At 59.2% G+C, this 13,563-nt stretch carries 14 protein-coding genes; 7 read left to right on the forward strand and 7 right to left on the reverse strand.

Features of this window, described 5'->3' with window-relative positions; genetic code table 11:
* Positions 1-94 precede the first annotated feature (94 nt).
* Positions 95-769: a helix-turn-helix transcriptional regulator gene (locus ACQZ6F_RS01210; RefSeq protein WP_449095698.1), complete on the forward strand. Its 675-nt coding sequence runs from the start codon at positions 95-97 to the stop codon at positions 767-769.
* Between the two features lie 45 nt (positions 770-814).
* Here ACQZ6F_RS01210 and ACQZ6F_RS01215 read toward each other — a convergent pair whose 3' ends face one another.
* The 5 genes from ACQZ6F_RS01215 to ACQZ6F_RS01235 form a co-directional block, all read right to left on the reverse strand.
* Positions 815-1,552, reverse strand: coding sequence for an aspartate/glutamate racemase family protein (locus tag ACQZ6F_RS01215; protein ID WP_449095699.1), 738 nt, complete (start codon positions 1,550-1,552; stop codon positions 815-817).
* 4 nt (positions 1,553-1,556) lie between these two features.
* Positions 1,557-2,378, reverse strand: coding sequence for an ABC transporter permease (locus tag ACQZ6F_RS01220; protein ID WP_077468220.1), 822 nt, complete (start codon positions 2,376-2,378; stop codon positions 1,557-1,559).
* Between the two features lies 1 nt (position 2,379).
* The gene (locus ACQZ6F_RS01225; protein WP_449095700.1) at positions 2,380-3,291 is read right to left on the reverse strand and encodes an ABC transporter permease; all 912 of its coding nucleotides are present in this window, start codon (positions 3,289-3,291) and stop codon (positions 2,380-2,382) included.
* A 66-nt stretch (positions 3,292-3,357) separates the two neighbouring features.
* On the reverse strand, positions 3,358-4,656 hold the full coding sequence (locus tag ACQZ6F_RS01230) for an ABC transporter substrate-binding protein (protein WP_068392566.1): 1,299 nt from the start codon (positions 4,654-4,656) through the stop codon (positions 3,358-3,360).
* Between the two features lie 29 nt (positions 4,657-4,685).
* Positions 4,686-5,774 (reverse strand): ABC transporter ATP-binding protein, encoded by a 1,089-nt coding sequence (locus tag ACQZ6F_RS01235; protein ID WP_449095701.1) that lies wholly within the window; start codon positions 5,772-5,774, stop codon positions 4,686-4,688.
* A gap of 269 nt (positions 5,775-6,043) precedes the next feature.
* Here ACQZ6F_RS01235 and ACQZ6F_RS01240 point away from each other — a divergent pair, with 269 nt between their 5' ends.
* Genes ACQZ6F_RS01240 through ACQZ6F_RS01250 form a run of 3 tightly spaced genes read left to right on the forward strand, consistent with a single transcriptional unit; the run spans position 6,044 to position 9,288 of the window.
* Entirely contained in the window at positions 6,044-6,757 is a 714-nt protein-coding gene (locus tag ACQZ6F_RS01240) for a GntR family transcriptional regulator (RefSeq protein ID WP_449095702.1), read from the forward strand.
* 60 nt (positions 6,758-6,817) lie between these two features.
* Positions 6,818-8,020 carry an amidohydrolase family protein gene (locus ACQZ6F_RS01245; protein ID WP_449095703.1) on the forward strand — a complete coding sequence of 401 codons (1,203 nt, stop codon included), beginning with the start codon at positions 6,818-6,820 and terminating at the stop codon, positions 8,018-8,020.
* A 41-nt stretch (positions 8,021-8,061) separates the two neighbouring features.
* Positions 8,062-9,288, forward strand: a complete 1,227-nt coding sequence (locus ACQZ6F_RS01250) for an amidohydrolase family protein (RefSeq protein WP_449095704.1) — start codon at positions 8,062-8,064, stop codon at positions 9,286-9,288.
* 27 nt (positions 9,289-9,315) lie between these two features.
* Here the strand turns inward: ACQZ6F_RS01250 and ACQZ6F_RS01255 are convergent, their stop codons facing one another.
* Positions 9,316-9,456, reverse strand: coding sequence for a hypothetical protein (locus ACQZ6F_RS01255; protein WP_169055480.1), 141 nt, complete (start codon positions 9,454-9,456; stop codon positions 9,316-9,318).
* A 402-nt stretch (positions 9,457-9,858) separates the two neighbouring features.
* Complete coding sequence (locus ACQZ6F_RS01260) at positions 9,859-10,113, reverse strand: hypothetical protein (protein WP_068392571.1); 255 nt, start codon at positions 10,111-10,113, stop codon at positions 9,859-9,861.
* A gap of 210 nt (positions 10,114-10,323) precedes the next feature.
* Here ACQZ6F_RS01260 and ACQZ6F_RS01265 point away from each other — a divergent pair, with 210 nt between their 5' ends.
* From ACQZ6F_RS01265 to ACQZ6F_RS01275, 3 genes are read left to right on the forward strand one after another with little or no spacing between them, the layout of a single operon-like run.
* On the forward strand, positions 10,324-11,019 hold the full coding sequence (locus ACQZ6F_RS01265; protein WP_449095792.1) for a FadR/GntR family transcriptional regulator: 696 nt from the start codon (positions 10,324-10,326) through the stop codon (positions 11,017-11,019).
* Positions 11,016-12,182 (forward strand): PLP-dependent transferase, encoded by a 1,167-nt coding sequence (locus ACQZ6F_RS01270; RefSeq protein WP_449095705.1) that lies wholly within the window; start codon positions 11,016-11,018, stop codon positions 12,180-12,182. Before ACQZ6F_RS01265 ends, ACQZ6F_RS01270 begins: the two co-directional genes overlap by 4 nt.
* A 40-nt stretch (positions 12,183-12,222) precedes the next feature.
* A complete protein-coding gene (locus ACQZ6F_RS01275; RefSeq protein WP_068392575.1) occupies positions 12,223-13,482 on the forward strand; it encodes an ABC transporter substrate-binding protein in 1,260 nt (419 codons plus the stop codon).
* Positions 13,483-13,563: the final 81 nt, after the last annotated feature.

Below are 13,563 nucleotides of genomic sequence, written 5' to 3' on the forward strand. Positions count from 1 at the left end.
TTCGTGTCGGCCCTTACTATAGTCCGACAATTAGTAGCGCATTTACAAAATGTCAAATATAGAGTTAATGTAAATAATCAGAAGGAAAGAGGCGATGGCGCGAAAGACAGGCACAGGCAATGAGCAATCAACCGGTTCTAAGGACCTGCTGCGGTTCGCTTCCGTCGCCGATGCCATTGCAATCCTGCTCAAGCCCCATGCGGAGGTCGTCCTTCACGACCTGAGAACGCAGACGATTGCTCATATCGCCAACAACCTGTCGCGGCGCGAAGTCGGCGGCTCCTCCCTTGCCGAGTTGAAGGATATCGGGTCGCTCGGCCTCGACGTCATCGGCCCCTATCGGAAGACGAATTTCGATGGTCGCCAGCTCAAGTCGATCACTGCTGTTTTGCGCAACGAGGCAGGCGAGCCATTCGGCTTGCTCTGTATCAATTTCGATATTGCGCCGATCGAGGCGGCTCGTGATGCGTTAGGTCTTCTGGCGGCTTTTCAGGATGTCGGTCCGCAGCCGTCTGCACTATTCCGCGCAGACTGGCAGGAAACCGTCAATGCCGCGATCGCGGACTTTCTCGGCGAACGAGGGCTGGCCGCTTCTGCACTGGCGAAGGAGGATCATGCTGCCCTCGTCGAGATGCTGGAACAGGAGGGCTACTTCTCCATCCGCAATCTCGTCCCCTATCTTGCGCGGGTGCTCGGCATTTCGCGGCCGACCGTTTACAAGCACCTGCGCGAAGCCCGGCAGAGGAAGCTGCCGAAGCCGACGACTTGACCCCGCTTGGAAGATTGGCGCCGCCGAGCCGACAACACACACGAGTTAGGCAGGCATCGGAGCAAAGCCGCTCATTGCGCCGGAAAAAGCCTTGGGCAAAGGCGAAGCATAGGAACTGCGCTTGCTGGTGGACAGGCCGAGAGACACCAGCGCTTCGGCCTGTTTGACCGCCGCCGCCACGCCGTCCACCACGGGGACGCCGTAGATCTCCTGCAGCTCGCGAGCAAGATCCGTCATCCCGGCACAACCGAGCACGATTGCCTCCGCACCGTCTTCGACTAGCGCTCTCTCGATTTCCGCTCGCAGTTTTCCAATGGCACTAGGAGACGCCTTCTCAAGTTCCAGCACGGGGATATCGGAAGCACGTACCTTGGCGCGAGCACCCATGCCGTAACGCTGCACGAGATTGTCGATCAGGATGCGCGAACGCTCGAGCGTCGTCACCACGCTGAACCGCTGCGCCAGAAAGCCCGCCGTCGCGACAGCCGACTCGCAAAGCCCGACAACGGGCACGTCGCAGAACATGCGGGCGGCTTCGAGACCGGTATCGTCGAAGCAGCAGATGATCGCGGCATCGTAACCGACGCCCTGCCTCTCCTTCAATTCACGCAGTATGCCGGGCACGGCGAGAGCCCCGTCGTAATATCCCTCGATCGAGGCCGGCCCCATCTGCGATGTGGCGGCGATGATCTCGGTGCCGGAGGCCGCGACTGCGCGGGCCGCTATCGCGGCCTTCTCTGTCATCGAGGCCGTCGTATTCGGATTGATAAGCAATAAACGCATGATCTCAGCTTTTCTTGGCCTGGCGGCGGCCAAGCATGGTCATAATCCCGAGTGCCAGGAGAATGATGGTGAAGGAAAACAACGTCGTCACCGTTCCAAGCGCATAGAGCACCGGCGTGGTGACGTTGGTCGTCATCCCATAGATTTCCAGCGGCAGGGTGTTGTAGGTGCCCGAGGTCATCAGTGTGCGGGCGAACTCGTCATAGGAGAGCGTGAAGCCGAATAGGCCGACGCCGATGAGACTTGGCGCGATCATCGGCAGCACGACATAACGGAAGGTCTGCCACGACGTGGCGCCCAGATCCCGAGCCGCCTCCTCATATGCCGGCGAGAACCGATTGAAGACGGCGAACATGATCAGCACGCCGAAAGGCAAGGTCCAGGTGAGATGCGCGCCGAAGGCCGAGGAATACCAGGCAGGCCCAAGACCACCCTGCTGGAAGACGACGCCGATCCCGAGTGAAATGATGATCGAGGGCACCACGAGGCTGGCGACCGTAGCGTAGAACAGAAACGTCGAGCCACGGAACCTGCGGCGAAAGGCAAGGCCCGCCAAAAGCGAGACGACCACGGTTACGATCATCACCATAACGCCGAGGATCAGTGATCGCTGGAACGACGCGCCGAAATCGCCGACCGCCTGCTTCTCGAAGAGATTAGCGAACCAGTGCAGTGACACGCCGTTCAACGGAAAGGTCAGACCGCCGTCCGGCCCCTGGAAGGACAGGATGACGATCGCCGACAGAGGGCCGTAGAGGAACAGCACGAAAATGGTGAAGAAGATCGCCAGGACATAGAATTCGAGGCTGCGTTTTTCCCGGTTCATCTCAAAGCTCCTTGCGGATATCGACGATGCGCAGGATGGCTGCGACCATCAGCAGGACGACGATCAGGAGCACCACGGCATTGGCGGCTGCAGCCGGATACTGAAGCAGCGACATCTGGTTCTTCATCATCAAGGCGATGGAAGCGCTCTGGCCACCGGACATGACCTGGACGGTGGAGAAATCCGCCATGACGAGGGTGACGACGAAGATGCTGCCGATCGCTATGCCGGGCTTGGCAAGCGGCAGCACCACATTCCATAGCACCTGCCACCCGCTGGCGCCGGCATCCCGTGCGGCTTCGAACAGCGAGCGGTCAATGCGCATCAGCGTGTTGAAGATCGGCGTCACCATGAACAGGGTGTAGAGATGCACCATGGCCAGTACCACGGCGAAATCGGAGTAGAGCAGCCATTCGATCGGCTGCGGGATGATGCCCATCTCGATCAAGGTCGAATTGACCAGCCCATTGCGTCCGAGCACCGGTATCCATGAGATCATGCGGATGATGTTCGACGTCATGAATGGCACGGTGCAGACCAGAAAGAGGATCATCTGCGTCGAGGTGCGGCGGATGTGGAAGGCGAGGAAATAGGCGACCCAGAAGCCGATGAAGAGCGTCAGCCCCCAGACAATGACAGTGAATTTCAATGTGTTGAGATAGGTTTTCCACGTAACCCATGAACCCAGTGTGTCAGTGTAGTTCGTGGTCAGGAAGGCCGGGTAAAGACTGGCGAAGTCATAGTCCCAGAAACTGACGATACCGATCATCACAATCGGCAAAAGGAAGAAGAAGCCGAGGATCAGAAAGAGCGGAGTAGCCTGCAGATAGGCGACGGCCCAGGCGGGCACCCCAATTCCGCGTCCAGCTTTCTGTGTTTCCTGCTCCGCGTCCGAGGAAGCGATCGTCGCCATGGTCCGGCTCTCCATTGATGGGCCTCCCCCCGCATAGGCGGGGAGAGGAAATGACGGATATGCAGCTTAGGCGGCGATGAACTCGTTCCAGCGACGGACCATGTAGCGATCTTCGTCCATGACCGAATTCCAGCAGGCGACAGCGCCCATGCGGGCTTCGAAGGAACCACCGTCGCGAACGGCGCCGGCCTTCTCCATGACCTTGCCTTCCGGAGACAGGATATCGCCCTGTGCCGGCTTGCCTTCGATCCAGTAGCCCCATTCGTCGGCCGACATGAAGTTCTTGGCGGTGTCCATGCAGGCGGAATAGTAGCCCTGGCGGTTGAGGTAGCCGCCAACCCAACCGGACGTGTACCAGTTGATGTATTCATAGGCAGCGTCGAGCTGGGCGCCCTTCAGATGCGAGGCGAGGCCAAGACCGCCGCCCCAGGCGCGATAGCCTTCCTTCAGCGGCTGGAAGGTGCAGGCGATGCCCTTCGAGCGGACGGCGGCGACGGCCGGCGACCACATCGACTGGATGACAACTTCGCCAGATGCCATCAGGTTGACGCTTTCGTCGAAGGACTTCCAGAAGGCGCGGAACTGGCCGTCGCCCTTGGTCTTGATCAGGAATTCAATCGTCTTGTCGATTTCTGCCTTCGTCATGTTGCCTTTGTCGGCATATTTGATCTTGCCGGCGGCTTCCATGATCATCGCGGCATCCATGATGCCAATCGACGGGATGTTGAGGATGGCGGTCTTGCCCTTGAACGCCGGATCGAGAATATCGGCCCAGCTGGTGATCGGGCGGCCTGTCAGGTCGGGGCGAATGCCGAGCGTGTCGGCATTGTAGATGGTCGGAACCATTGTCATCCACTGCGTCGGTTCCTTGGCGAATTTCTTCGAGCCCTGCGCTTCGACGAAGCCGACCGTGTGCGGCGCCGTGCCCTGGGCGATGACGCTATCCGGCTTCAGCTTGCCGTTGATGAAGAGCGGCACGATCTTGTCGTAATATTTGAGCTTCTTGACGTCCATCGGCTGCAGAACGCCAGCCGGGAATACCTTCTTGGCGATCCAGTATTCGATATCGGCGATGTCGTAGCTATCAGGCTGGGTGACGGCGCGCTGCGCTGCGGCGTCGGAATCGGTCGCGGTCATCTCCAGCGTAATGCCGAGGTCGGCCTTGCACTTCTCGGCAATCGCATTGATGTTCGAAACGCCGGTGCCGAACTGGCGCAGCGTGATTTTCGTTTGCGCCCAGACTGTGGGAAAGCCGGTGATGAGGCCAGAGCCCACAACCGCGCCGGCGGCGGCAGCTCCGCCCTTCAGCAGCGAGCGGCGGGAAATGCCCTTTGTCGCCTTGGTGGTCTTCGTTTCATTCGTCATGTCTGTTCCCTTTTTTTGATGTTTAGGAGTCATGCGGAAATGCGGCCGAGGAGGATGGCATCCCCCAGAGCCCAACTCAGGGAGACGGCATCGCCGACCGATAGGAATTTGGCTGAAACGTCGTCGTCGCTTGCGATCACGGTGAAATCGTCGCTGCCGGCGCCGATGACCGTGATCTTCACGGTCGCGCCTCGGTACTCGACATTGGAAACGACGCCATTGAAGCCGAGACCCTTGCCGGCGGATGAGGAAAGGCGGACCCGATCGGTGCGGATGCCGATATCGACCGCCTCTCCCACCTGACGACCGCTTCCTCGCACCGAGAAGCTCTGCCCTTCTGGCGCCGTCATGGTGATGATACCGTCTTCGCTCAGCGTCACTCGGCCGGACAGCACGTTATGATCGCCCATGAAGCGCGCGACGAAAGCGGTCGCCGGACGCTCGAAAACCTCGCGTGGTGAGCCTGCTTGCTCGATGCGACCGTCGTTCATGATGACGATGATATCGGCGAGCGCCATCGCCTCTTCCTGGCTATGCGTGACGTGAACGAAGGTGATGCCGAGCGTCTTCTGCAGCTTCTTCAGCTCGGCGCGCATGCGAATCTTCAGAAAGGGGTCGAGTGCCGAGAGCGGTTCGTCCAGCAGCAGCGCCTCGGGATCGGTGATCAGGGCGCGGGCGAGCGCAACACGCTGCTGCTGGCCGCCGGAAAGCTGCGCCGGGCGACGGTTGGCATAGGCCTCCATCTGCATGAGCTTCAGCATTTCCAGCGCCTTGGCGCGGCGCTCTTCCTTGTCGACGCCTTTCATCTTCAGGCTGAAGGCGACGTTGTCGATAAGGTCGAGATGCGGAAACAACGCATAGGACTGAAACATCATTGCCGTGCCGCGCTTGGCGGGCGGGAAATCGGTGACGACGATATTGCCAAGGCGGACGTCACCCGACGAAATGCTTTCATGTCCCGCGATCATGCGCAGCGTCGATGTCTTGCCGCAGCCGGACGGGCCGAGAAAGCAGCAATAGGATCCTGCCGGTATTTTCAGGCTGATCGCGTGGACGGCCGTCGTGGTGCCGTAGACCTTCGAAACGGACGCTATATCTATCTCTGCCGCTTTCGACATCATCTTCCCCTTTTGTATGGGAAAGACACTGCATCAATCATGCCAGTTTTGTTGCGCTGCACTAAATATCTGTAATTCCGATATTTTTATCGAGACTGCAGATATTTGCCCTTTATTAGGCAAGCTATCAATTGCCCATTTAATAGGCCATTGTCTTCGATATATGCAGGCGATTGTATACAATTTGACGTCATGTTTGCGCCAGATTTCATTTAACTTCCGTGGAAAACCGCGATATCATTCGCTTGAGATACCGGGTCGGCGACTTCATGAACTCTTCAGCAGATGCGCTTCAGGCGCCCAGCGATTCCACGGAAAATGGTGCCCAGCAGATTCGCGACGCAATTCGCGATGCGATCGTCGAGCGCAGGCTTTCGCCCGGCACCAAGCTATCCGAAAGCGATGTCGGCAACCTGTTCAACGTCAGCCGCACGCTGGCGCGCGCTGCCTTGCAGGCTCTTTCCTATGAGGGCCTTGTCAGCGTCGAGAAGAACAGGGGCGCTTTTGTCGCCTACCCTTCCCCGGAAGAGGCCGGGCAGATATTCGCAGCCCGCCGCCTGGTCGAGCCGGGCATTTTGAGGTCTGCGGCCGAGCGGATTACCCCGGTCCAGCTCCGGCAGCTAAGGCAGCTGCTTGTGGAAGAAGGCCGCTTGATGAGCGAGCGGGGTCAGCCCGCCCGCCGCGCCGAAATCAAGGCATCCGGTGATTTCCATTTGATGCTGGCCTCGATATCGGGCAATCTCATCATGCAGCGCTTCATGGAAGAGCTGGTCGCGCGCTCTTCGCTTGTGATCGCGCTCTATGGTCAATCCAGCGTTTCGAGCTGCGGTCATTCAGAGCACGGCGATATTATCGATGCGCTCGAGCGCAAACACGTCGAGACCGCCTGCCATCTGATGCTTCACCATATTGCGCATATCGAAGCCGACCTCGATTTGCGCGAGCGCAAGAGCTTCGGCCTGAGGGAAGCCTTCGAGCGCTAAAGGCTACCCATATCGGGACCACACCCGAGCGATTGAGTTTCAGCAGTGAAGGAGAAGGATTTGAGCGTGATCGAGACGCTTTTTACCCGCGCCAAGCTCGCCAATGGCTCGATCAGGGACATCGGAGTCGCGAACGGCCGTATCGTCGCGATCGAGCCGACGGGATCGGCGGTCGAGGCGAGCCAGATCGTGAAACTTGAGGGTGCATTGGTCGTCCCGGGTTTCGTCGAGGGCCATATTCATCTCGATACCAGCTTTTATGGTGACGCCTGGATACCGCATAAGCCGTGCACCAACGGCTTCGACGTCCACGAACGCGTGGCGTTTCAGGCAGAGAACATGGCGCAGGCCGCTCCCATGGACGTGCGAGCAAGAAGCCAGCTCGACCTCTGCATCGCCAACGGCAGCACGCATATGCGCAGCCATGTCATGGTGGACGGTTCCGTCGGGTTGAAATCGCTTGAGACGATACTGGCCGTGCGCGAGGAATATCGCGGACTGATCGATATCCAGCTCGTCGCCTTCCCGCAAAGCGGCATTTTGAAGAGCCCGGGAACGCCGCAGCTTCTGGACGAGGCGATCACGATGGGTGCCGATCTTGTTGGAGGACTCGATCCTGCAAGCTTCGATCGCGATATCGAAAAGCATCTCGACGTCGTTTTCGGTGTCGCCGAGAAACATGGCGTCAGTGTCGATATCCACCTCCATGACGGCGGCACGCTCGGCCTGTTCACCATCGAGCAGATCTGCGCCCGCACACGCGCACTCTCCATGGGCGGACATGTTGCCGTCAGCCATGCCTATGGGCTCGGCGATCTCCCAAGCGAGGCGGCAAAGCGTGCGGCGGCTCTGATTGCCGAAAGTGGCATTGCCATCATGACGAATGCGCCGGGCAGTTACTCTTTTCCTCCCGTCGCCCTGCTCCGCTCCGCCGGCGTCACCGTCTTCAGCGGCAGCGACAATATTCGCGACTCATGGTGGCCCTATGGTGACGGCGACATGCTTGGGCGTGCGATGGTGATCGGTTATCGTTCCGGCTTCTATACGGATGACGAATTGAAGGCCGCCTTCCACATCGTCACCGAAAGCGGCGCCAAGGCGCTTCGGCTTGAAGACTATGGCTTGCACGTTGGCGCGAAAGCCGATTTTGTAACGTTGAAGGCTGAGCATGTGCCGGAGGCTGTCGTCGCTGTTCCGAAGGGACGTTCGGTCTACAAGGGCGGCAAGCTTGTCGCTAGAGATGGCGCGGTTCTGCAGAGCTAAGACAGACAACTATCCCACCCTCCAATAACAGCGGTAGCTTCATGCTCGATCTGGTGATTTCGAATGTCCGCATCGCCAGACAGGAGGGTTGTTTCGACATTGGGGTTAGAGGCGGCAAGATCGCCGCAATTGAACGGACGTTGGCCACGGACGCGCCACGTCACGATATGTGCGGCCGCTTCGCATTCGGTGGCTTTGTCGACAGCCACATCCATCTCGACAAGGCCTGCATTCTCGACCGTTGCCTCACATGCGAAGGCACGCTTGAGGAAGCCGTTCGCGAGACTGCCAAAGCGAAGCTCGGCTTTACGATCGAGGATGTCTATGCCCGCGCCGCCCGCGTAGTCGAGAATGCCATCATGAATGGCACCACAGTGATGCGGACTTTCGTGGAAATCGATCGGCGCGCCGGTTTTCGATCGTTCGAAGCGATCAAGCAGATCAGACGCGCCTATGCCTGGGCCATCGATATCCAGATCTGCGCCTTCGCACAGGAGGGGCTGACCAACGAGCCTGAAACGTCAGAGATGCTGGATCATGCGCTTGAAAGCGGAGCGGATTTGATCGGCGGCTGCCCCTACACCGACCCTGATCCTCAAGCCCATATTTTGCGGATATTCGACCTTGCCGAACGTCACGGCGTCGATGTCGATTTTCATCTTGATTTCGACCTGAACCCGTCCGGCTCGGCAATCCCCGCTGTCTTGGCGGAAACCGAGCGGCGTGTCTATGGTGGCCGCGTTTCGATCGGCCACGCCACGAAGCTCTCCGCCATGCCGACGCCAACGGTCAGCGAATTTGCCAGGCGCCTCGCCGATGCTGGGGTAGCCGTGACGACTTTGCCGGCGACGGACATCTTCCTGCTCGGCCGTGGTGCTGATCATCTGATCCCGCGTGGCCTGGCGCCGGCAATGCTGCTGATGGACCATGGCGTCAACGTGACGGCCGCAACAAACAATGTCCTGAACCCGTTCACCCCTTACGGCGACGCTTCACTGGCGCGCATGGCCAATTTCTTCGCGAATCTGGCGCAGCTGTCGCGTGACGAAGACATTGCGCGGGCGTTCGACATGGTGACGATCAATGCCGCGCGACTGATGCGGCGCGACTATCGGCTGGAACCGGGTGCAACTGCGGACATCGTGGTGGTGGATGCGGCCGATCCATTGTCGCTGGTTCGCGAGATTCGCCAACCGATCGCTGGCTGGAAGAATGGCAGGCAGAGTTTCATCCGCCCACAGCCACGCCTGCTGTCGCCTGGCCGCTAGGCACGCAAGCCGGATCTCCACGATCCCTTACCGCTTCAACTCACGCTCGAACTTTTCGATCTGCTGCAAAACCCAGGGGTCATCGGCCGAATATTGAATCGTCTCGGCCTCAAGCCGCTGTCGACGGCGACGCTGAATCCAATCGATGAAGGCGAGAAGCAGCCGCATGGGAATTTCCAAGCTCTTTCAATATCTACGAGGCCCGACGATCAGATTGGCGAGCCAATCGGAAGCCGGGCCTCGAGGACCGCAAGGCGTTGCGGCAGATGCCTTTTGCCTTCGCGAAAATGAACGGTAGCTGAACACATATGCACGTTACGATGTTTTTAATTGCGTTGTTCGCGCAACCGTGGAAAATATATCGGTGCCCTACACAACCTTCGAAGAGACGAAGGCGGTGATAGTAAATTTGCGGCCATTTTTTATGAAAGCGTACCGTTATCGCCAAAACTGACCTAGTCGGAATGAATGACCGCGATTAAAAAACGCCGCGTCGCTTCCGATTTCCCCGGAGCGGCACAAGCTTAGCCTCGCCGATGCGAGGCTTTTTTGTTTTCGGGCATAATTGCCTTAACGGCGCGGCTCACCGCCGGGTGCATAGACCGTATCCTGCTCGAAGCGGAAGACCGAGCCGCAGCGGCAACGCATCATGTGCTTGCGTGGATCGGTCGACGGCCGCTCGGTGGCAAAACCATGCGGCATCTGATCGATCTTGAAATCGCGGCTCGGTGCCCGACGATTGTCCGTCTCGGAAACCTCGGCAAAACCGATGTGCCCGCACCGCGCGCATTCCAGCTTCCGTGAATATCGATCTCGCGCAGCCATTCTTTTCCAACTCAGGGACTCACATCGCGCTCTTTCTATCAGCGCTCTCGGCGCTCTTGAAGCCGAAACGATCCCGTTTGTCTGTCCCGTCTTCGCTCGCACCCATTCGGCCATTCACCATGCCAGCGACAGAAAATATGGAATCCGTGGAAAAAAGAGATTGACCTGATGGCAGATGTCAGACCAATTTATCAACCCATGACCAAGGCCATGCTCACACCCCTTCCCTCCATCGACCGGACGCAGCAAGTCATCGACGCGCTGTCGACCTTTGTCGAGTCGTCGAAGCTGCAGGCGGGTGATCGCCTGCCGACCGAACGGGAACTGATGGCGGCGCTTTCCGTTGGGCGCTCCACCATCCGCGAAGTACTTACCTACTTCCAGGCTCTGGGCGTAATGGAGACCCGCAAGGGTAGCGGCACCTTTCTGCTGAAGCCCGTTTCCAAGGGCACCATCCACATGCCCCTGTCGCTCGATCCGCCGCATTTGCGCGATGCCTTGCTGCAGACGCTCGAAGTCCGCCGCGGCATCGAATGCGAAGCCGGCATGGTGGCCGCGAGGAAGCGCACGGACGAGGACATCGTCAATATCGAGCAGAAGCTCAACGAGATGGAACGCGTCCACATGGCCAAGGGCACATCCGGGCCTGAGGATCTCGCGTTTCACCTGGCGGTCTACGACGCCACGCACAATCCGTTGTTCAAGCAACTGCTCGAACAGATGCGTGAAACCTTCGAACGCTTCTGGGACCATCCCTTCGATCGGCAGGATTTCGCCCGCCGATCCTTCCCCTTTCACCGCACGCTGTTCAACGCAATCGTCGACCAGGATCCCGAGGCGGCGCGCGCCGAAACATTGAAAATTCTCGACGTTGTCGAGGAAGACATCAAGGAAATGTCCAAATGACTGACGGGCTAGAGCCGTTCGAACTTGCATCCCTCATTACGGCCCATGACGACGGCAATTTCGCCGATGCCGTGGTGCCGCCGATCTTCCAGACGTCGCTGTTCACCTTCTCCAGCTATGACGAGATGATCGCGTCCTATCGCGGCGAGAAGGTGCGGCCGACCTATACGCGCGGCCTTAACCCGACGGTTCGCCTGTTCGAGGAAATGTTGGCGAAGCTCGAAGGCGCCGAGGATGCGCTCGGATTTGCCAGCGGCATGGCCGCAATCTCGTCGGCCGTACTGAGTTTTGTCGAGCCGGGCGACCGGATCGTCGCGGTCAAGCATGTCTATCCCGATGCGTTCCGTCTCTTCGGCACCATTCTGAAGCGCATGAAGGTCGAAGTGACCTATGTCGACGGCCGCGATGAAGAAGCTGTCGCCAAGGCGTTGCCGGGCGCCAAGGTCTTCTACATGGAAAGCCCGACGAGCTGGGTCATGGAAGCGCATGATGTCGGCGCGCTGGCCGCACTCGCCAGGAAGCATGGCGTCGTCTCGATGATCGACAACAGCTGGGCCACGCCCTATTTCCAGCAGCCGCTGAAGCTCGGCGTCGACCTCGTCATCCACTCCGCCTCGAAATATCTTGGTGGGCATAGCGATGTGGTCGCCGGCATCGTCGCCGGTTCGAAGGATATGATCGCGCGGCTGAAGGCCGAAGCCTATCCCTATCTCGGCGGCAAGCTTTCACCCTTCGATGCCTGGCTCCTGATCCGTGGTCTGCGTACCCTGCCGATCCGCATGAGGGCGCATGAAGCCTCGGCCATGACGATTGCCAAGCGCCTGCAGGAACTCGATGTTGTCGAACAGGTCTGCCATCCGGGCCTTGCCAATCGCCTGCCAACCGGGCTGAACGGCACTTCTGGCCTGTTTTCCTTCATCTTCCGCGAAGGCGTCGATGTTCGTGCCTTTGCCGACCGTCTCAATCTCTTCAAGCTGGGTGTGAGCTGGGGCGGGCATGAAAGCCTGATCGTACCGGGCGAAGTCGTGTTGCAGCAGAAGGCACAGCCGAACTCGGCGCACACTTTCGGCATCAACCCGCGCTCCGTGCGCCTCCACATCGGCCTCGAAGGAACCGAGGCCCTGTGGAGAGAACTCGAGGAGGCAATCGCCGCCGCTTCGTGACTTTATCAACTGCGAGGAAAACCTAAAAAGGGGAACCAACATGAAAAGACTGATAACTGCAGCACTCTTCACCGCCCTGATGGGCGGTACCGCCTTTGCCGATACGACGTTGAAGCTCGTCGAAGTCATCACCAGCCCCGAGCGCACCGAGACGCTCAAGTCGATCGTCGCCAAGTTCGAGGCGGACAATCCCGGCACCAAGGTCGACATCATCTCCCTGCCCTGGAATGAAGCCTTCCAGAAATTCGCCACCATGGTCTCGGCCGGCGATACGCCCGACGTCATGGAAATGCCCGACACCTGGGTATCGCTCTACGGCAACAACGGCATGCTCGAAAGCCTGGAGCCCTATCTGGCGAAGTGGGAGCACACCAAGGAGCTGACGCCTCGCGCGCTTGAACTCGGTCGCTACGTCAAGAACACCGCTTATATGCTGCCTTACGGCTTCTATCTGCGCGCCATGTTCTACAACAAGAAGCTTCTCCAGCAGGCCGGCGTCAGCGAGCCGCCGAAGACGATGGATGACTTCGTCAAGGCTTCCGAAGCCGTCTCCAAGCTGCCGGGCAAATACGGCTACTGCATGCGCGGCGGACCGGGCGGCCTCAATGGCTGGATGATCTTTGCTGCCTCCATGGCCGGCGACAACAAATACTTCACGGATGACGGCACCTCCACGATGAACAGCGCTGGCTGGGCCAAGGGCATCGAATGGATGGTCGATCTCTACAAGAAGGGCCTGGCGCCGAAGGATAGCGTCAACTGGGGATTCAATGAAGTCGTCGCCGGCTTCTATTCCGGCACCTGTGCCTTCCTCGATCAGGACCCAGATGCTTTGATCGCCGTCGCCGAGCGCATGAACAAGGACGATTTCGGCGTTGCGCCGCTGCCGAAGGGACCGGACGGCAAGTCCTTCCCAACCATCGGTTATGGCGGCTGGTCGATGTTCTCCACCAGCCAGAACAAGGACCTCTCCTGGAAGCTGATCGCGACGCTCGAAGGCCCGGAAGGCAACCTCACCTGGAACAAGAAGATCGGCGCCTTGCCGGCCTACACGGCTGCCGAGAAGGATCCCTTCTATGCCGGCGATCAGTTCAAGGGCTGGTTCCAGGAACTGGCGGACAAGGACACGGTCCCGACTGTGATGCCGACCTACCTCGAGGAATTCGCTTTCTTCAAGGATTCGCTCGCCATCAAGACGTCTCAGCAGGCGATGCTCGGCGATATTTCGGCCAAGGACCTTGCCGACCAGTGGGCAGATTACCTGACCAAGGCGCAGCAGAAGTTCCTCGCCAAGAAATAATCCACATGCCCGGCGGCGGAGCGATCCGCCGCCGCTCTTGCTCACCTGAAACAGACGGCGTCCGAACGTCGCGAACGGGAA

This window comes from Rhizobium sp. A22-96 (assembly GCF_053521805.1).